The organism is Streptomyces sp. NPDC051109 (assembly GCF_044455885.1).
Classification (GTDB): domain Bacteria; phylum Actinomycetota; class Actinomycetes; order Streptomycetales; family Streptomycetaceae; genus Streptomyces.
Map to the genome: position 1 here is coordinate 353,992 of NZ_JBITFF010000001.1, position 18,944 is coordinate 372,935.

The following is an 18,944-nucleotide window of genomic DNA, read 5'->3' on the forward strand; positions in this document are numbered from 1 at the left end:
GCCCCCGCCCCGCCGTCAGTTCAGCGCCGTGATCATCGCCGCGGCCGTCGCCGCCATCGCCGTACGGGCCGCCGTCAGGTACGGCCGGGGGTCCGCCGGTGTCAGGTGGGTGCGGATGGCCTCCGTCATGGCCAGGTTCAGCGCGGTGCCGATGTTGACCTTGCGGATGCCGCCCGCGACCGCCGCCGCGAGTTCCGCGTCCGGCAGCCCCGAGGAGCCGTGCAGGACCAGCGGCACGTCCACGGTCTTGGCCAGGCGCGCCAGCAGAGCATGGTCCAGCTCGGCGGTGCGGCTGGTCATCGCATGGCTGCTGCCGATCGCCACGGCCAGTGCGTCGACTCCCGAGTCGGCCACGAACCGCCGGGCCTCGTCCGGATCCGTACGGGCGCCCGGCGCGTGCGGGTCCAGCGGCGCGGCGCCGTTCTTCCCACCCACCTCGCCCAGCTCGGCCTCGACCCACAGCCCGTTGGCGTGCGCCCAGTCGGCCGCGGAGCGGGTGGCCTCCAGGTTCTCCGCGTACGGGAGCTGCGCGGCGTCGTACATCACCGAGCTGAACCCGGCGTCCGCGGCCTGCCGCAGCAGGTCGGAGCTCTTGACGTGGTCCAGGTGCAGGCCGACCGGGATCGCCGCGGCCTCCGCGCACGCGGCGGCGGCGCGCGAGATCGGCAGCAGCTGCCCGCCGCGGAACTTCACGGCGTTCTCGCTGAGTTGGAGGATGACGGGCAGGCCCGCCCGTTCCGCTCCGGCGACGACGGCCTCGGCGTGCTCCAGCGTGATGATGTTGAACGCGGCGACGGCGCGGCCCGCGGCGGCCGCGTCGAGGACGAGCGTCCCTGCGGAGACGAGGCTCATCGGACCGCCTCCTCACCGGCGGTGAGGATCACCGAGCGGGTCAGGTTCCGCGGCTGGTCCGGATCGAGGCCCTGGTGGGCTGCCACGGCGAGCGCCAGCCGGTGGACCCGTACCAGCTCGGCGAGCGGGTCGAGCCGGCCGGCCACCCACTGGCCGCCAGTGGCCCTCACCTGGTCGGCGAGCCCCTCGGGGGCCTCGCCGAGCGACCAGGTGAGGGTGCCGGGCCCGGTGACGCTGATCGGGCCGTGCCGGTACTCCATCGCCGGGTACGACTCCGCCCAGGAGAGGGAGGCCTCGCGCATCTTCAGCGCGGCCTCGTGCGCGAGACCCACGCTCCAGCCGCGACCGAGGAAGGTGAACTGTCCTCGGCTCGCGGCCTGTTTGGGCAGCGGTTCGGCGAGCGCGGTCCGGGCGTCGGCGACGGCGGCGGGGGTGTGCAGGCCGAAGTGGGCGCGCAGCAGGGTCAGGGCGGTGGTCGCGAAGCGGGTCTGCACGACGGACTGCTCGTCGGCGAAGTCGAGGACGACGAGGTCGTCGGCGAGGGACATCACCGGGGTCGCCGGGTCCCCGATGACGGCGGTCGTACGCACCCCGGTGTCCCGCAGCCCGGACAGGAGGTCGAGCACCTCGGTGGTGGTGCCGGACCGGGTGAGCGCGACGACCCGGTCGTAGCGGCGGTGCAGGGGGTACTCCGAGGCGGGGAAGGCGTCGGTCTCCCCCTGCCCCACCTCCTCGCGCAGGGCGGCGGCCGCCTGGGCCATGTAGTACGAGGTCCCGCACCCGACGATGGCGGTACGCTCCCCCGGCTGCGGCAGCAATGCCCGGTGGGACGGGGCCAGTTCGGCGGCCCGCTCCCAGCACTCGGGCTGCGTGCCCAGCTCGTACGCGACGTGGCTCATGTCGGCTCCCTGGCGTGGTGGGTGCAGTTTCCTGCAAGGTAGCGGCCCATTTCACGCAACTTCAAGCACCTGAGGGGGTTGATCTCCTGAGTTAATGTCGACGCGTAGGCCGTTGGAGCACACCCGAGGGGGTCGATCGCCGTGGGGTCCATGACCCGCAAGGAGCGCTGGCAGACGCTGCTGGATCTGCTGGTGGAGCGGGGCGAGCTGGAGGTCGAGCCGACGGCGGAGGCCCTCGGCGTGTCCGCCGCGACGATCCGCCGCGACCTCGACCAGCTGGCCGAGCAGCAGCTGCTGGTCCGCACGCGCGGCGGGGCCGTGGTGCACGGCGTCTCGTACGAACTCCCGCTGCGCTACCGCACCTCGCGCCGCGCGGCGGAGAAGCACCGGATCAGCGAGGCGGTGGCGGCGCTGATCACCCCGGGAGAGGTGATCGGCCTGACGGGCGGCACCACGACCACGGAGGTGGCCCGCGCCCTGGCCGGCCGCCCGGACCTGGCTTCCGGCACGCCGGCGCTGACGGTGGTGACCAACGCGCTCAACATCGCGGGCGAGCTCGTCATCAGACCGCAGTTCAAGATCGTCCTGACGGGCGGGGTCGCCCGCCCCCAGTCGTACGAACTGACGGGCCCGCTGGCCCAGCAGGTCCTGGGCCAGCTGACGATGGACACGGCGGTGGTCGGCGTGGACGCGTTCGACCCGGCGGACGGCGCGGCGACCCGCCACGAGGACGAGGCGGCGATGAACCGGCTCCTGTGCGAACGGGCCCGCCGGGTGGTGATCGCGGCGGACTCCAGCAAACTCGCGGTCCGCGCCTTCGCCCGCATCTGCCCGACGCGGTCGGTGGACGTCCTGGTGACGGACACGGCCCTGCCGGACCACGTGGCGGCGCAGTTCGAGGCGGCGGGGGTGGAGGTCCGGAGGGTGTAGCCGAGGCGGGTCGACCCGCCGCGCCCGCCCCCGGCCGTCCCCGCCGCGCACCGCCCCCGGCCGTGCCGCGCCCCGCCCGGGCGCCCCTCAACGCCGCCCCGCGCCCCCATGTCCCCGCCCAGCGCCCCCTCAGTGCGTCGGCAGGCGTCCCGCCTCCTCCGACAGGGCTGCCAGGATCGGGGCGATCAGGGGGTGGGATTCCGCGCCCCGGCGGGTTGCCGCGAAGACCCTCCGGGTGGGCGTCGAGCCCGATACCGGGCGGACCTGGACCTCCTTGAGGTCCATGCCGCGCAGCGCCGAGCGCGGGACGAGGGCCACCCCCGCCCCGGCGCCCACCAGGGCCGTCACGGCGCGGAAGTCGTCCGAGGAGTGCACGAACCGGGGCTGGAAGCCCGCCAGTTCGCAGGCGAGCAGCGTCACGTCGTGGCACGGGTTCCCGGGGTACTGCCCCACCCAGTCCGCGCCGGAGAGGTCCGCCAGCGGCACCTCGGGGAGGTCGGCCAGGGGGTGCCCCGAGGGGAGTACCGCGTCGAAGGGCTCCGCGTACAGCGGGAGGACCGACAGGCGGCCGTCGTCGGCGCCCGGGGCGCCGCGGTACTCGACGGCCAGCGCGAGGTCGGCCTCGCCGTCGAGCAGCAGGGGCAGGCTCTGATCGCCTTCCGCGTCCCGTACGCGGAGCCGGATGCCCGGGTGCTCACGGGCCAGGCGGGCGATCGCCGGGGCGAGGACCTCGGCGATGCCGGTCGCGAAGGCGGCCACCGTCACCTCGCCCGCAGCGCCTCCCGCGTAGGCCGCGAGCTCGGCTTCGGCGCGTTCCAGCTGGGCGAGGACCTCGTGGGCGTGCCCGAGCAGGATCTCGCCGGCCGCCGTCAGCCGTACGCCGCGGCCGCTGCGGGTCAGCAGCGCGTGCCCGGTCTCCTGTTCCAGCGCCGCGAGCTGCTGGGAGACGGCGGAGGGGGTGAGGTACAGGGCTGCGGCCGCGGCGGTCACCGTACGGTGGTCCGCCACGGCCCGCAGGATGCGCAGCCGGCGGGGGTCGATCACCCCACCATTCTCGCAGGTGGAGCGCCCCGCCCGACCCGCGCTCAGGCCTCCGTCGCCGCCAGGGCCGCGCGGGCGTCCGCGAACGCGGCCACCGCGCGCTCCACGTCCGCCGTCGAGTGGGCCGCCGAGAGCTGGACCCGGATGCGGGCCGCGCCCATCGGGACCACCGGGTAGGAGAAGCCGATCACGTACACGCCGCGCTCCAGCAGCAGTTCCGCCATCTTGGCCGCCTCCGCCGCGTCGCCGATCATCACCGGGGCGATCGCGTGGTCACCGGGGAGGATCTCGAAGCCGGCCTCGGTCATCTTCGTACGGAAGAGCGCGGTGTTGGCGGCGAGCCGCTCGCGCAGGTCGCCCGCCGACTCCAGCAGGTCCAGGACCTTCAGGGACGCGGCGGCGATGACCGGGGCGAGGGAGTTCGAGAAGAGGTACGGGCGCGAGCGCTGGCGCAGCAGCTCGACGATCTCGGCGCGGGCCGCGACGTAGCCGCCGGAGGCGCCGCCGAGGGCCTTGCCGAGGGTGCCGGTGATGATGTCGACGCGGTCCATGACCCCGTGCAGCTCCGGCGTGCCGCGGCCGCCGGGGCCGACGAAGCCGACGGCGTGCGAGTCGTCGACCATGACCATGGCGTCGTAGCGCTCGGCCAGGTCGCAGATCTCGGCGAGCGGGGCGACGTAGCCGTCCATGGAGAAGACGCCGTCGGTGACGATCAGCTTGCGCCGCGCGCCGCCTTCGGTCGCTTCCTTCAGGCGGGCTTCGAGCTCGGCCATGTCGCGGTTGGCGTACCGGAAGCGGCGGGCCTTGGAGAGCCGGATGCCGTCGATGATCGAGGCGTGGTTGAGGGCGTCGGAGATCACCGCGTCCTCGGCGCCGAGCAGGGTCTCGAAGACGCCGCCGTTGGCGTCGAAGCAGGAGGAGTAGAGGATCGTGTCCTCCTGGCCGAGGAAGGAGGACAGCCGCGCCTCCAGCTCCTTGTGCACCTCCTGCGTACCGCAGATGAAGCGGACCGAAGCCATGCCGTAGCCCCAGCGGTCCAGCGCGTCCTTCGCCGCGGCGACCACGTCGGGGTGGTCGGCCAGGCCCAGGTAGTTGTTGGCGCAGAAGTTGAGGACCTCGCCGGGGGCGCCGCCGGCGGTGACGGCCACGGCCGCGTTCTGCGGGGTGCCGATGACGCGCTCGGGCTTGTGCAGGCCCGCGGCGCGGATCTCGTCGAGGGTGGTGCGGAGGTCTTCGCGTACGGACTCGAACATGGGCTTCGGCTTCTCCTTGTGCGGCGGACGAAGGGGGCCGGGCCCCGCGGAGGGGGGGAGGGTGGGCGGGGCCCGGCCGGAGGGAGATGGTTCGGTGGGACGGAGGCGGGGAGGGACGCAGGGCCGTTGCGCCCTCCGGCCCGGGCGCCGTGAGGGCCCTTACGCCGTCCAGTCCAGGATGATCTTGCCGCTGCGGGCGGTGGCGGCCTCGTCGAAGGCGGCCTCGAAGTCCCGGTGCGAGTAGCGGCCGGTGATGACCGGGCTGAGGTCGAGCCCGCCCTCCAGCAGCACCGTCATCGCATACCAGGTCTCGAACATCTCGCGGCCGTAGATGCCCTTGATCGTGATCATCGAGGTGACGACCTTCGCCCAGTCCACCGGGAACTCCTGCGCCGGCAGGCCCAGCATGGCGATCCGGCCGCCGTGCGTCATGTTGTCGATCATGTCGCGCATCGCCTCGGCGCGGCCGGACATCTCCAGGCCGATGTCGAAGCCCTCGCGCAGGCCCAGCTGCGCCTGGGCGTCGGCGATCGTCGCCTTCGAGACGTCGAGCGCGAGCGTGGCGCCGGCCTTGCGTGCGATCTCCAGGCGCTCGGGGCTGACGTCGGTGATGACGACGTTGCGCGCACCGGCGTGCTTGGCCACGGCCGCCGCCATGATCCCGATCGGGCCCGCGCCCGTGATCAGTACGTCCTCGCCGACCAGCGGGAACGACAGCGCCGTGTGCACGGCGTTGCCGAACGGGTCGAAGATCGCCGCCACGTCCAGGTCCACGGCGGTGCGGTGCACCCACACGTTCTGCGCGGGCAGGACGACGTACTCGGCGAAGGCGCCGTCGCGCCCGACGCCGAGACCGACCGTGCTGCGGCACAGGTGGCGGCGCCCGGCCAGGCAGTTGCGGCACTTGCCGCACACCAGGTGGCCCTCGCCGCTGACCAGCGCGCCGATCTCGATGTCCCGGACGTCAGCGCCGAGCGCGGCGACTTCGCCCACGAACTCGTGGCCGAGCACGAGCGGGGTCTTGACCGCGCCCTGCGCCCAGCCGTCCCAGGAGCGGATGTGCAGGTCCGTGCCGCAGATGCCGGTGCGCAGCACCTTGATCAGCACGTCGCCGGCGCCGTACTCGGGCTCGGGGACGTCCATGAGCCACAGCCCGGGCTCGGCCTTGTGCTTGACGAGTGCCTTCATGGGGGTGGCTCCAGGCATGCGGAGGGGACGTTGCGACCACGGGAACGGGTGCGACGTATCGGCAAGGACCAATCTGCCGAGCGCGGAGGTGATCAGTCCATCGAGGATTTCTTAAGCGGGTCGACAGCCCAGCTTCACGCCTATGCTCCTCACCTGAAGGGCTGTGGCCTGGGCAGGGGCCCGCGGCCGGGGCAGGGAATGGGGAGGTGAGGGGCGTGCCGAGTCTGCGCAGCAGGGCGTTGTCGGTCGCGCTGATCGCGGCGGGGCGGCGAAGACGGTTCGCGAGTGCCGAGGCGGTACGCGCACGGGTGGCGGAGACGGCCCGCCGGCCGGCGTCGCACCTGCCGCCGCGCTCCCTGGGCCGGGTCGCGGACGTCTCCCGCACCTTCGTCGGTGCCTGGCCGGTGTACGACGCCTCGCCGCTCGGGATCGAGCCCGCGGCCCAGGTGCTGTACGTGCACGGCGGCGGGTACATCAACGAGTTGGTCCGGCCGCACTGGTCGATGATCCGGAAACTGGTCACGGAGGCGCGGGCCCGCGTCGTCGTACCGGCGTACACACTCGCCCCGCGCGGCACCGCCGACCGGACGGTTCCGGTGGCCGCGGACCTGCTGAGCGGGCTGATAGCCGGCGGCGGAGCGGGCGGCACGGTGCTCATCGGGGACGCCGCGGGAGCCGGGCTGGCGCTGGCCGCCGCCCAGCGCCTGCGCGACCGTACGGGGGACCAGCCCTCGCGGATCGTGCTGATCTCGCCCTGGCTGGACCTGACCATGACCCACCCCGACCAGGCGGCCATCGAGGCGGCCGACCCCCTCCAGGCCCGGTCGGGGCTGCTGGAGGCGGGTCGGCTGTACGCGGGCACCCTGGCCACCGACGATCCGCGGGTGAGCCCCCTGCACGGCTCGTTCGCGGGGCTGGCGCCGCTGACGGTGTTCACCGGTACCCGGGACGTACTGACCACCGACAGCAGGGAGCTGTTGCGCCGGGCCCGTGCGGACGGGGTCGAGGTGGAGTTCCACGAGGAGCCGGGGCTGCCGCACGGGTACCCGCTGCTGCCGGTGCCGGAGGGGCGGGCGGCCCGGGACCGGATCGTGGAGCTGATCAGGTCCGCCGCCGACGAGTGAGGCCGGGCGGGCGGTGCGGCGGGCGGGGCGGGGTGGGGTACGTCATGCGGTGCAGGTCATCAGCGAGCTGATGGGCCAGGCCCGGTAGGCGGTCCAGTACGCCTCGTCGCGCGCCCCGTCGGCGGGCGGGGTCCGGTTCGGCTGCCAGCCGACCGTGGAGAAGCCCGCCTCGACGGCGGCCTCGGCGAAGTCGGCGTGCGCCCACTCCCGGAACTCGAAGTCGGCCGGGGGCTGGGTCAGGAACTGCGCCTTCAGCAGCGGCGCGTCGCCTTCGTGGACGCGGTCGACGATCCGGACCCCGTACGGCGACCAGTCGACGTTCGGGTACGCGCCGGCGTTCGGCACGATCGCCAGCAGCCGGCCGCCGTCGCGCAGGTTGGCGCGGATGGACCGGAACATGGCGTGCAGGGCGGACCGGTCGGTGGCGTAGTTGAACAGGTACACGGCGGTGGCCAGGTCGAAGGGGCCCATCTGCGGCAGCTTGGCCGCGTCGGCGACCACGTATTCGATGGACCCGACCTCGATCGACCCGGCCTCGGCGACCCCGAACCCCATCGACTCGGCCTCGGCGACCCCGAACCCGATCGGCGCGGCGTCGACGGCCCCCGCCCCGGCGGCGGCCGCCCCGGCGGCGGCCGTCCCGGTGCGCCCGTCCGCTCCCGAAGCCGGTGCGCCCGCCGGACGTACCGCACCCACCGCGCGCTCCAGCGCGCCCACGCCGCCCCCGCCGATCACCCCGTGCGCCCGGGCCAGCCGGATCATCTCCTCGGAGATGTCCACGCCGACGGCCCGCCTGGCCCCGCCGCGCGCCAGCAGCCGCGTGTTGTAGCCGTATCCGCAGGCCAGGTCGAGGGTGTCGAGCCCGCGCACGCCGCCGAGCGCGTCGAGCGCCCCGAGCAGGGTGTGGGTGTCGGCCGCCGAGAAGGCCGCCGTGGCCTTCGACTCCACGAAGCGCTCGCCGATGGTGTCGTACTGGAACCGCATGCTCTGCCTTCCGTGGCGGGGTGGGACGCGTGCGTATGGTGCCCCGGAGCGCGGCCGGCCAGGACGGGTGCGGCGGCCCGTCCCCCGGACGGGGGAGGCGTTCGGGTCAGTGCGTACGGCGTACGGGGTGCCCGGCCACCACCGGGAGCAGTTCGCGGGCGCAGCCCCGCAGCCAGGCGTGCGCCGGGTCGGCGTCGTGGCGCGGGTGCCAGGCGATGCCGAACGGCAGCATCGGCAGGTCCAGCGGCACCTCGAAGGCCTCCAGCCCCAGCTCGGTGGCGAGCGGCACGGCCTGAGTGGCGATCAGGCCGACGAGGTCGCTCTGGCGCAGCAGGAACAGGGACGCGGGGTAGGAGCCGACACAGCCCACCACCCGCCGGGACAGGCCCTGTCGGGCGAGGGCCGCGTCCACGGGACCCTCCAGCCGGCCGCGCCGGGAGACGATGAGGTGCTCGGCGGCCGCGAACCGGCGGGCGGTCATCCGGCCCTTCAGCAGCGGGTGGCCGGCCCGGGCGACACCCATCATGCGCTCGTCGAAGAGGCGCTCGACGCGCACCTCCGGGGACCGGCTGTCCACGACGCCGAGTTCGAGGTCGGCGACGCCCTCGCGCAGCACCGGGGTGTCCACGTGGCTCTCCGACAGGAAGCGCAGCCGTACACCGGGGGCCTCCCGGGCCACCCGGGAGAAGAGCGTGGCCCCGAAGGTGGCGGCGAAGGCGTCGTGGGCCAGCACGGTGAAGGTGCGGGTGAGGGTGGGCAGGTCGACCTGTCCGCCGCTCAGGAACAGGGCCCGGGCCCGTTCCACGACGGCCCTGACCTCGCCGTGGACGGCGAGGGCGTGCGGGGTCGGGACCATGCTCCGCCCGGCGCGCACGAGCACAGGGTCGCCGAGGGCCTTGCGGATCCGGCCGAGAGTGCGGCTCATGGCGGGCTCGGAGAGGTGCAGGCGGGCGGCCGCGCGGGACACGCTCGACTCCTCCAGGAGGACGTCCAGGGCCACGAGGAGATTGAGGTCCAGGCCGGATTGCGCCACACGCATTCATCCCTTGCAGAACTTGCACTGGAAAGCAGGTCACACCAACTCTACGGTGAGGCGAGGGAGATGGCGCCGACCGCGCTCCCCTCCCCCACACCACGCCACGCCACTTCACCGACTCCGAGGAGGAGCCGTGCTCCGCCATGCCCTCAAGCGGGACGCCACCGGTCCCGACACAGGTCCGACCACCCCGGCGGCCGCCGCCCTCACCCGGCCCGCACTGCTCGCCCTGTGTGCCTGCGTGCTCGTCGCGCAGGCCATGGTCGCGGCCGTCAACCTGCTGATACCGCAGCTCGCCGGGTCCGCCCTGCACCCCACCCCCGGCCAGCTGGTGTGGTCGGTCGACGCCTACGTCATCGTCTTCGCCGCACTGCTCATCCCGGCCGGCGCCCTCGGCGACCGGTACGGCCGCAAGGGCGCCCTGCTGGCCGGGCTGGGCCTGTTCGCCGCGGGCGCCGCGGTCAGCGCGCTCGCCGCGGCCCCGGCGGTGCTCATCGCCGGGCGCGGCCTGTGCGGGGCCGGTGCGGCCCTGATCATGCCCGCCACCATGTCCGTGCTGATCCACCTGAGCCCGCCGGAGCGCCGCGCCCAGGCGCTGGCGACCTGGACGCTGTCCGCCGGCCTCGGGGGCCTGGCGGGCAACGTCGGGGGCGGCCTGGCCGGGGAGTACCTGACCTGGCGGGCCCTGTTCTGGGCGGTCGTCCCGCTCGGCGCGCTGCTCGCGCTCGCCGTAGCCCGTACGGTCCCCCGCACGCCGGCCCGGCCCGACGCCTCCGTCGACCCGCTGGGCGCGCTCCTGCTGGCCGGGGCGCTGCTCGCGGTCGTCTACGGGATCATCGAGGGACCCTCGTACGGCTGGACCTCGGCGGCGGTGCTGATCGCCTTCGGGGCCGGCGCCGGGCTGCTCGCGGCCTTCACCGGCCACGCGCTGCGCGCCGCGCACCCGTTGCTGGACCCGCGGATCTTCGCCTCGCGCAGGCTGCGCGCCGGGTCGCTCGGGATCGGCGCCGCGTTCTTCGGGCTCTTCTCCCTGTTCTTCGTCAACGCCCAGTACCTGCAGTACGCGAAGGGCTTCTCGCCCGCAGTCGCCGGTCTGGCGATCGTGCCCCTGACAGTCGGCATGGCGGTCGTGCCGAAGCTGGGGGCCCGGCTGGCGGAGCGGACGGGGCCGCGGCTGCCCGTCGGCGCCGGGCTGGGCCTGATCGGGGCCGGGCTGCTGCTGGTCTCCACCGCCGGCCCGGACACCCCGTACGCCCTGTACGCCTGCTACCTGCTGGCGCTGTCGGTCGGGACCGGCCTGTGCGCGCCCTCGCTGACCCTGACCGTGGTCGCCGAGCTGCCCGCGCACCAGGCCGGGCTGGGCTCCGGGCTGAACACCGCGGCACGGGAGATCGGCGCCGCGCTGGGGGTGGCGGTGGTCGGCACGGTGCTGGCCTCCCGGTTCCACGGCGATCCGCAGGATCCGGCGCAGATGGGCGCCTTCACGGAGGCGATGGGTGCCGCGCTGCGCACGGTCGCCTCTGTCCTGCTGCTGGCGGCGCTCGCGGTGGTGGCCGGCTACCGGAGCGGCGGCGGTGCCGGGCGCGGGGGCGGGGAGGGGGCGGGGCGCTGAAGCCGGGGACCGGGCACCGGATCCCTGGCCGCCGCCCCCGCGCCGGGATGCAGCGTCCGGCGTCGGAGGGGCATGCTGACTGTGTGACGGCGAGACCGGACAGCGGCCCCGCAACCGACGCCACGGTCCGGGTGCTCGCGCGGGCCTGCGTCGACGCGGTGCATGCCGTCGGCGGGTTTGCGGGCGGGGTCTACCTGCGCTCCGGAGCCGAGGGGGCTCTGCTGCTGGCCGTGGTCACGGGACTGCCGGTGCGGCTGTTCCGTCCGTGGTGGCGGATGCACGTGAACCGCCCGTACCCGGTCGCCGAGGCGTACCGCACCGGACAGTCGGTGCACCTGCCCGACGCGGAGGCCGCCATGAGGCGCTTCCCGCAGCTGATGGCCGGGCTGCCGTTCCCCTTCGGATCGCTGTACGAGCCCGTGATGGCCGGCGCCCAGCGGTTCGGGGTGCTGTTCGTCCTGCGCCCCGCCACCCCCGGCGCCCCGGTCGACGCCGCCGACCGGGAGCGGCTGCGCACCGCCGCTGACGGGCTGGCCGAAGGGCTCGCCGCGCTCACCGCGGCCGGCGAACCGGTCCTCTGGACGGACGATCCGGTCGGCGTGCCGCCGCCGGACACCGCGCAGGGCGCCCGCGAGGCCGTGGAGCGGCTGAACCTCTCCGTGCTCTCCATGGACCGCGAGGGCAGGATCCGCTACGTCAACCGCGCCGCCGCCGACCTGCTGGGGCTGAGCGCACCGGAGCTGCGCGGGCGGGTGCTGTGGCAGGCGGTGCCGTGGCTCGGCCAGCCGGCGTACGAGGACCACTTCCGCGGGGTGTTCATGTCCGGGGAGCCGGTGCGCTTCCCGGCCCGGCTGGGCCGGCAGCCGGACGCGGGCTGGGTGGAGGTGGACCTGTACCCGGGTGTGGACGGGGTGACCGTGACGATCGACGCGGCCGAGCCGCCGGTCTACACGCACGGATCGGTGGTCCGCCCGGGCGCGGGGCTGGGACTGGGTTCGCCGGCCGACCGGGCCTCCGCACTGTACCGGCCGGTGGCCCTCGCCATCGCGCTGACGGAGGCGGTCACGGCCCGCCAGGTGTCGGCGGTGGTCACGCAGGAGCTGCTGCCCGCCTTCGGCGGCCGCCAGCTGGCGATCTACCTGCTCAGCGAGCGGCATCTGCACCTGGCGTGGGAGACGGGCTTCCCGCAGGGCTTCCTGGACCGGTTCGACGGGGTGGCGCTGGACGCGCGGCTGCCGGGCGTGGAGACGCTGACCACGGGCCGGCCGATGTTCTTCGAGTCGATGGAGCACCTGGCCGCCGCCTATCCGGGGATCCCCCTGGACGCCCACGTCGGGGCCCGCGCGTTCCTGCCGCTGATCGCCTCGGGCCGGCCGGTGGGCTCCTGCATCCTCGGCTTCGACGCGCCGCGCGGGTTCAGCCCGGAGGAGCGCACGGTGCTGACCGCGCTGGCCGGCCTGATCGCGCAGGCCCTGGAGCGCGCGCAGCGCTACGACACCGAGGCGGCGCTGGCCCGCGGACTGCAGGCGGCGCTGCTGCCGCACCGGCTGCCGGTGCACGCGAACGTGGAGACCGTCGCCCGGTACCTGCCCGGCACCCAGGGCATGGAGGTGGGCGGCGACTGGTACGACGTGATCGAGACGGCCGACGGGCTGATGGCCCTGGTCATCGGGGACGTGCAGGGCCACGGGGTGGCGGCCGCCGCCACGATGGGCCAACTGCGCAGTGCCGTACGGGCCTTCACGCTGGCCGGCAGTACACCGGACCTGGTGGTGGCGGGCACCAACCGGCTGCTGATCGATCTCGACCCGGGCCAGTTCGCGAGCTGCTGCTACGTGCTGCTCGACCCGGTGTCGGGCCGCGCTCGGGCCGCCCGGGCCGGGCACCCGCAGCCGCTGCTGCGGCACGCGGACGGGCGGGCCGAGGTGCTGGACCTCCCGGGCGGGGTGGTGCTCGGCATCGACGCCGGCGCCACGTATCCGGTGACGGAGCTGCGGCTCGCGCCGGGCTCGATGCTCGCCCTGTACACCGACGGGCTGGTGGAGGAGGCGGGCAGGGACATCGACGTCGGCGTGGAGCGGCTGCGGGCGGCCCTGGCCGCGGCCCGGCCGTCGCCGCTGACCGAGATGGCCGACCGGCTGATCGGCGAGGCGGGGGGCTCCGCGGACCGGCCGGACGACATCGCCCTGCTGCTGGCCTCGCGCAAGGACGGCCGGGCTGCCGCGAGCAGCTGAACCGGGACGACCGGGGAAGCGGCCCCGAGGCCGGCCCGACCCCACCCGGGTGCCCACTCCGTGGGCAGGTGGTGTCGCCCCGGGCACATGTCGGCAAAGCGGAAGAAAATTTGCCCGCCCGCCGCTGCGGTTCCCGCACCCGCACTCCGTGCAGCGTTTACGCGGCCTTAACGCGGCCGTAGAGCCACGGCAGCGGTGCCCGACGATGGAATCCGCAGGAGAACTGCTCTTGACCTGCGAATCCCGCAGGGATTCGATGTCGGCCCGGGAGCCACTGAACCACGCTGCTCACCACCGCCTCGGAGGCGATACCGCTCCCGCACCTCAGTTCACCGCACCAGCCGATCGGAACCCCGCACCGATGTCTGAAACGATCAGCGCCCCTCAGGCCCTCGCCCCCGCCACCGGGCCCGTCCCCCAGAAGCTCAAGCGTTCCATCGGCGTCGTCGGCGGCACACTGCTGACGCTCTCGTGCGTGACGCCCGCTTCGACCCTCTTCGTCGTCGTGCCCGACCTGTTCGCCAGCCTCGGCTCGTGGACCGCCCTCACGATCGCCATCGGTTCGCTGCTCTGCATCGGCGTCGCGTTCTGCTACTCGGAGCTCGGCACGCTGATCCCCAGCGCCGGCGGCGAGTACGCCATGGTGTCGACCATGGCCGGCCGGCTGGCCGGCTGGCTGGTGTTCGTCCTCTCCCTGCTGGTCGTGATGATCGTGCCGCCGGTGATCGCCATGGGCACGGCCGACTACCTCGCGCCGATCGTGCACATACCGGCCCCGGTCGCGGGCGGCGGCGTGATGCTGCTCGCCACCCTCGCCGGTCTCCTCGACCTGCGGGCCAACGCCTGGATCACCGGCATCTTCCTGGTGCTGGAGGTGGTCGCCGCGGCGCTGGTCGCCGTACTGGGCTTCGCGCACAGCGAGCGCGGCGCCGACGCGCTGGTGCACGGCACGGTCGCGGCCGAGGGCGGCGGTACGTCCACGGTGACCGCGATGATGGTGGTCTCCGGGCTCGCCATCGCCCTGTTCATCACCCAGGGCTTCTCGACCGCCGTCTACCTGTCGGAGGAGCTGGAGAACCCGCGGCGCAACGTCGCCCGCACGGTCCTGGCCACCCTCGCGATCTCCACGGCCGTCATCCTGGTTCCGGTCATCGCCATCACCGTCGGCGCCCCCGACCTCTCCGCGCTGACCGAGGGCGACCTCGGCGGGATGGTCACCGCCTGGTCCAACTCGGCCGTCGGCACCTTCGTCAGCCTCTGCGTCGCCCTCGCCATCATCAACGCCGGCATCGTCATGGTGATCCAGAACTCGCGCGTGCTGTTCGCCTCCGCCCGCGACAAGGCCTGGCCGGCGCCGGTCAACCACGCGCTGTCCAAGCTGGGCCGCTTCGGCTCCCCGTGGGTGGCCACGCTCCTCGTCGGCGTCCCGGGCGCGGCCCTTTGCTTCGTCAACCTCGACACCCTGTACGGGGTCACCGGCGTCTCGGTGACCGGCATGTACCTGCTCGTCGCGGTGGCCGCGCTGTTCGCCCGGCGCGGGGCGCACCGCGAGGTGGCCGCCTGGCGGATGCCGCTGTGGCCGGCCGTGCCGATCGGCCTGATCGCCGTACTCGCGTACATCCTGACGCAGCAGGAGACCCAGTACCTGCTGTGGACCGGCGGGATCGTGGCCGTGGCCACGCTGTACTGGGCGCTGTACCTGCGGCCGCGGCAGGACACCCGCTGGCTGGTCAGCGTCCCGGACGACGACGAGCCGGTCGGCGGGGCCGCCACCGTCTGATCCGCACTCCCGATGGACGGGGCCGCACGGGTTCAGTTCCCGTCGGCCTCGTCCACCGTGATTGACGACCCCGCCGAACGGCGAGTCCGCCGCGTACTCCTGGTGGGCCGTGCGCGCCTCCTCGAAGGGGTGCCCGCGGTCGATGACCGGGCGCAGCCGGTGGGCGGCCACCGCCCGGTTCATGTCATCGAACTGCGTGCGGCTGCCGACGAAGACCCGGCGGATCGTCGCGAGACTCGACGCGTACGCCGCGTGCGAGATCCCGATCCCGGACTTGGCGGCGCTCGCGGTGATCAGCAGGGCGATCTGCCCGTACAGGGCGCTCGCCCGCACCGACTGCTCGATGGTCTCGGGGCCGCCCGCCTCCACGACGAGGTCGGCGCCGAGGCCGCCAGTGAGGTCCCGTACGGCCCGGCCCAGTCGGGGGTGCGCCGGTAGTCGACGACCTCGTCGGCGCCGAGCGCCTTGAGGCGGTCCGCCTTGGCGGCGCTGGAGGTGGTCGACACCGCCCGGCAGCCCAGCAGTTTCGAGAACTGCACGGCGAAGAGGGAGACCGAGCCCGTCCCCAGCCTCAGTACGGTGTGGCCGGACAGCAGCGGGTCCCCGCCCGTCAGCGCGTGCCAGGCGGTGACCCCGGCGCAGGGCAGCGTGGCCGCCTCCTCCCAGGTCAGGTGGTCCGGGACGCGGACCGCCCACGGCTCGTCGAGCACGGCGTACTGCGCGAGCATGCCGTCGAGGGTGCAGCCGGGCTGGTGGAGGGCGTCCGGGGTGATCCGGCCGGTACGCCAGCGCGGGAAGTACGCGCAGGACACGCGGTCGCCCACCGCGAACCGGGTCACCGCCTCCCCGACGGCGACCACCTCGCCGGCGCCGTCGCTGAGCGGGACCACGCCGGGTACGGCGGGCAGCCGGTAGAGCCGGTCGAGGATGAGCAGGTCCCGCTTGTTGAGGGGGGCGGCCTGGACGGCGACGACGATGCCGGTGGGGCCGGCCGGCTCCGGGCGGGATCCGCCGGAGTCGCGCAGCACGATTCCCTCAATGCTGCCGAATGCTTCCAGGTGGTACGAGCGCATTGCGTCCTCCGGGCTGGCATCTGGTCCGGCTCTCCGAGTCCCTCGGGCTGACGCTGCGGGAGCGCAACTCGATGCTGCTGAGGGCCGGTTACGCGCCGGCGTACGCGGAGTCACCGCCGGAGTCGGCCGCGGTCGGTCCGGCCATGGAGGCACTGCGCTCCATCCTGGCCGGGCACCTGCCGTACCCGGCGGTGGTCGCCGGTCCGCGCGGCGAACTCGCCCTGGCGAACGCCGCGTTCGAGGTGCTGACTGAGGGAGCGGCCGCGCACCTGCTCGCGCCGCCGGTGAACGTGCTGCGGCTCGCGCTGCATCCCGAGGGCATGGCGCCGCGGGTGGCGAACCTGGCGGCGTGGGGACGGCACATCACGGAGAGCCTGCGAACCCGGGCCACGGCCCATCGGGACCCGGAACTCGACGCACTCATCGGCGAGTTGACCGGCTACCTACCGCCGGCCCCGCCCCCGGGCCCGGACCACCTGGGCTTCGCGGTACCCCTGCGCCTGCACACCGCCGAGGGCGAGGTCCGGCTCCTGACAACGCTGACGTCGTTCGCCACGGCCGTGGACGTCACGCTGGCCGAACTGCACCTGGAAGCCTTCCACCCGGCCGACGCCCCGACCGCCACCCTCCTGCACCGCCGCGCGACCGTCACCCCCGCGGCCCCCGCCTGACCGCGGTCAGGGAAGCGGTGAAGCCGGGCCCTGGGGAACCCGGCTTCACCATTCAGTTCTTCATTCCGCGAGGGCACGTCGTCTGCATGTCGCCCGTCCCACGTGGCGCCGTCCAGAGAGTGAGTCAGATCTTCCAGAGCTGGTCGGCGAACTTCGCATCGCAGTCGATCTGCTTGACGACCGCACCATTGTCGGGCGTCTGCCACGGCACCCACATGCAACGGTTGCTGGTGAGGTTGCGAATCTGGTAGCTGCCTCCGGCGACCGGCTCGATCTTCCAGAGCTGGTCGGCGAACTTCGCATCGCAGTCGATCTGCTTGACGACCGCACCATTGTCGGGCGTCTGCCACGGCACCCACGCGCAACGGTTGCTGGTGACGTTCTTGATCGTGGCCGTGGTGAAGCGGACCTGCTTGATCCAGTCCTGGGCCCCGTCAATGCGGGCGTCGAAGGCACCGGTCGCGGTCTGGCCGCTGTCGAGGCACCCACCCTGCCACGAGCGGCTGGTGATGCCAACCAGAGCGGGCTTGCCATTCTCAGTACGCACCGCGGGGCCGCCGGCGTCGCCCTTGCACACAGTGGCGTTGGCCGGGGTCTTGGCGGTCAGGGCAAAGCCGACGGCGTCGATGTTGCTGAGGGAGAAGGCGGCTGAATGGAGCTTGAAAGGCGCCCACTCGGTGCCAGTGCGGCCGAACCCTGCGACGGTGAGCGCCTCGCCGGCCGTCGGCGATGCGGCGGAGAGCGCGACCGGGGTGATATCCAGGGCGGGCTTGGCCAGCCGCGCCATGACCAGGTCCCGGTCGGGGTGGGGGACGAGTTCGGTGATGTCGGTGGTGTGCCCGCCGGAGGTGGCCAGGTCGGTGCGTCCGACAGTGACGGTGGTCTTGTCCTTGGGAGCGCCAGCAGCGACGGAGGCGAGATCTGCGGGGTTGTCCGCGAAGCAGTTCTTGGCGGTGATCACCCAGTACGGGTCGACCAGAGCCGCGGTGCAGAACCGCTTGCTGTCGCCGACGGTGAGCTTGCCGGCGAAGGCGAGCGTGGTGTCACCGGAAGGAGCAGGGGCGTTGGCGCTGGCCGGACCGGTGACGCGGATCTCGACCAGAGTGCTCCGCGCACCGCCTAGCTGGCCCTCACCGACGCTGGCAAAGCCGTCCTTGGCGATCGTGACGGTCTTCGTTGTTCCGTCAGCCGTCAAGCTGGCGGTCAACGGCTGGTCGGCAGCGTCGATGGCGAACACGCGCGGCAGCTCGAGAGTGAGCAGGCCGGTCGCGGCGCTGGAGGCGAAGCAGTACGTCCCGGCCCGGTTGGCAGCGGAGTCTTCGACGGTCATGACACGAATCTGCTTCGCGTCGGCCTTGCAGTCGGCGAGCGTGATGTTGCCGTCGCCACGGACGAGCTTGATGCCCTTCTGTGCCAGGATCTGGGCCGCTCCCGGGTAAGCGCCGTCCTCGGACGCGAATGGCGCGGCGGGCTCGGTGGCAGCGGACGCGAGCGGGGTGGGCGCGACGGCGGCGATAGTGAGGGCTGCGGCGGGCAGCCATCTGCGTGTACGCACTTGTGATCTTTACTTCCCAGGAAGGCGTCCTCACGCGGAGAACGTGCGCGAGGACTGGTTGGCGAGGAGCAGCAGATTCGCCAGGCGTGGCACGGGCCGGGATCGCACCGAACGCGGAGCACGTCATCGGCCGAGCTTGTCGCGAGTGCCGTTCGTCGGTTCCTCCGCGATGGAGGGTGACCGACGCAACGAGTGACAGATGCAAGTCGCCACCGTGCACGACCTTCCAACCGGCGCCCCCCGTGGCGATCTTCAAGGCTGGGCCGTAGTCGCTCGACCGCAGCCGATCAACTTAAATTGATGATAAGTCAATTCCGTTTGCCTGGACGGACACGCGGGGTTAGACCCCCCCCAAGCCGGGTGACGGCTGCGGCTCAGGACCTGGGCGGCACAGGCGGGCACGGGCAGCACGCGTACCTGCACCCTCCCCGCACGGCTGGATGGTTGCCAAGCCTCCGGGCCAGCCCTCGATGCCGGCCACATTGGGATGAAAGTGCTCGTTCTCGCAGCGCCGCAGAACGCACCGGTAACACTTTTCCGTCATCGTTCCGGCCCCGTCGCGGCCGGGTAGAGAAGAGCTGATTTTGACCCACACCACGAACCGTCCGAGACCACCTGGCAGAGGTCGGCGTGTTCTGCAGAGGATAGGCACCGGTGCAGTCCCGTTCGCCCTCGTCTCCGGGCTGTTGGGCGCCTCCCCCGTTGCCATCGC

General features: G+C 73.4%; 15 protein-coding genes and 1 pseudogene. 6 read left to right on the forward strand and 10 right to left on the reverse strand.

Features of this window, described 5'->3' with window-relative positions; all coding sequences use genetic code 11:
• Positions 1 to 15: 15 nt before the first annotated feature.
• A complete protein-coding gene (locus ACIBAD_RS01505) occupies positions 16 to 852 on the reverse strand; it encodes a ketose-bisphosphate aldolase (protein WP_398903612.1) in 837 nt (278 codons plus the stop codon).
• Entirely contained in the window at positions 849 to 1,751 is a 903-nt protein-coding gene (locus ACIBAD_RS01510) for an SIS domain-containing protein (protein ID WP_398903614.1), read from the reverse strand. The genes ACIBAD_RS01505 and ACIBAD_RS01510 overlap by 4 nt, the downstream gene beginning before the upstream one ends.
• A gap of 150 nt (positions 1,752 to 1,901) precedes the next feature.
• On the opposite strand from ACIBAD_RS01510, the gene ACIBAD_RS01515 reads away from it, so the two are divergent.
• Positions 1,902 to 2,681: a DeoR/GlpR family DNA-binding transcription regulator gene (locus ACIBAD_RS01515; protein ID WP_134068143.1), complete on the forward strand. Its 780-nt coding sequence runs from the start codon at positions 1,902 to 1,904 to the stop codon at positions 2,679 to 2,681.
• Positions 2,682 to 2,810: 129 nt separating this feature from the next.
• Here the strand turns inward: ACIBAD_RS01515 and ACIBAD_RS01520 are convergent, their stop codons facing one another.
• The 3 genes from ACIBAD_RS01520 to tdh all read right to left on the reverse strand — a co-directional run bounded on the left by ACIBAD_RS01520 (position 2,811) and on the right by tdh (position 6,163).
• Entirely contained in the window at positions 2,811 to 3,725 is a 915-nt protein-coding gene (locus tag ACIBAD_RS01520; protein WP_134068144.1) for a LysR family transcriptional regulator, read from the reverse strand.
• Positions 3,726 to 3,766: 41 nt separating this feature from the next.
• Positions 3,767 to 4,975, reverse strand: a complete 1,209-nt coding sequence (locus ACIBAD_RS01525; RefSeq protein WP_053692687.1) for a glycine C-acetyltransferase — start codon at positions 4,973 to 4,975, stop codon at positions 3,767 to 3,769.
• A 159-nt stretch (positions 4,976 to 5,134) separates the two neighbouring features.
• Complete coding sequence (tdh, locus tag ACIBAD_RS01530; RefSeq protein ID WP_134068145.1) at positions 5,135 to 6,163, reverse strand: L-threonine 3-dehydrogenase; 1,029 nt, start codon at positions 6,161 to 6,163, stop codon at positions 5,135 to 5,137.
• Positions 6,164 to 6,378: 215 nt separating this feature from the next.
• On the opposite strand from tdh, the gene ACIBAD_RS01535 reads away from it, so the two are divergent.
• Entirely contained in the window at positions 6,379 to 7,287 is a 909-nt protein-coding gene (locus ACIBAD_RS01535) for an alpha/beta hydrolase (RefSeq protein WP_166681939.1), read from the forward strand.
• Positions 7,288 to 7,329: 42 nt separating this feature from the next.
• Here the strand turns inward: ACIBAD_RS01535 and ACIBAD_RS01540 are convergent, their stop codons facing one another.
• Together ACIBAD_RS01540 and ACIBAD_RS01545 are read right to left on the reverse strand one after the other, a co-directional pair.
• The gene (locus tag ACIBAD_RS01540; protein ID WP_398903618.1) at positions 7,330 to 8,271 is read right to left on the reverse strand and encodes a class I SAM-dependent methyltransferase; all 942 of its coding nucleotides are present in this window, start codon (positions 8,269 to 8,271) and stop codon (positions 7,330 to 7,332) included.
• A gap of 106 nt (positions 8,272 to 8,377) precedes the next feature.
• Positions 8,378 to 9,310 (reverse strand): LysR family transcriptional regulator, encoded by a 933-nt coding sequence (locus ACIBAD_RS01545; RefSeq protein ID WP_398903620.1) that lies wholly within the window; start codon positions 9,308 to 9,310, stop codon positions 8,378 to 8,380.
• A 130-nt stretch (positions 9,311 to 9,440) separates the two neighbouring features.
• Between ACIBAD_RS01545 and ACIBAD_RS01550 the strand changes: the two genes are divergently transcribed.
• The 3 genes from ACIBAD_RS01550 to ACIBAD_RS01560 all read left to right on the forward strand — a co-directional run bounded on the left by ACIBAD_RS01550 (position 9,441) and on the right by ACIBAD_RS01560 (position 14,933).
• On the forward strand, positions 9,441 to 10,919 hold the full coding sequence (locus ACIBAD_RS01550; protein WP_398903622.1) for an MFS transporter: 1,479 nt from the start codon (positions 9,441 to 9,443) through the stop codon (positions 10,917 to 10,919).
• 47 nt (positions 10,920 to 10,966) lie between these two features.
• Positions 10,967 to 13,153 carry a SpoIIE family protein phosphatase gene (locus ACIBAD_RS01555; RefSeq protein ID WP_398903624.1) on the forward strand — a complete coding sequence of 729 codons (2,187 nt, stop codon included), beginning with the start codon at positions 10,967 to 10,969 and terminating at the stop codon, positions 13,151 to 13,153.
• A gap of 361 nt (positions 13,154 to 13,514) precedes the next feature.
• Complete coding sequence (locus tag ACIBAD_RS01560; protein ID WP_398903626.1) at positions 13,515 to 14,933, forward strand: APC family permease; 1,419 nt, start codon at positions 13,515 to 13,517, stop codon at positions 14,931 to 14,933.
• A 132-nt stretch (positions 14,934 to 15,065) separates the two neighbouring features.
• Here the strand turns inward: ACIBAD_RS01560 and ACIBAD_RS01565 are convergent.
• Both ACIBAD_RS01565 and ACIBAD_RS01570 read right to left on the reverse strand, forming a co-directional pair.
• Positions 15,066 to 15,302: pseudogene (locus ACIBAD_RS01565) on the reverse strand (NAD(P)-dependent alcohol dehydrogenase); the annotation flags it as partial.
• Complete coding sequence (locus tag ACIBAD_RS01570) at positions 15,227 to 16,006, reverse strand: NAD(P)-dependent alcohol dehydrogenase (protein ID WP_398903628.1); 780 nt, start codon at positions 16,004 to 16,006, stop codon at positions 15,227 to 15,229. The gene ACIBAD_RS01570 and the pseudogene ACIBAD_RS01565, both read right to left, overlap by 76 nt.
• Here ACIBAD_RS01570 and ACIBAD_RS01575 point away from each other — a divergent pair.
• Positions 16,006 to 16,677 carry a transcriptional regulator gene (locus ACIBAD_RS01575; protein ID WP_398903630.1) on the forward strand — a complete coding sequence of 224 codons (672 nt, stop codon included), beginning with the start codon at positions 16,006 to 16,008 and terminating at the stop codon, positions 16,675 to 16,677. The two genes, ACIBAD_RS01570 and ACIBAD_RS01575, sit on opposite strands and share 1 nt — an antisense overlap.
• 124 nt (positions 16,678 to 16,801) lie before the next feature.
• On the opposite strand, the gene ACIBAD_RS01580 is transcribed toward ACIBAD_RS01575, so the two are convergent.
• On the reverse strand, positions 16,802 to 18,232 hold the full coding sequence (locus ACIBAD_RS01580) for a trypsin-like serine protease (RefSeq protein WP_398903632.1): 1,431 nt from the start codon (positions 18,230 to 18,232) through the stop codon (positions 16,802 to 16,804).
• Positions 18,233 to 18,944: the final 712 nt, after the last annotated feature.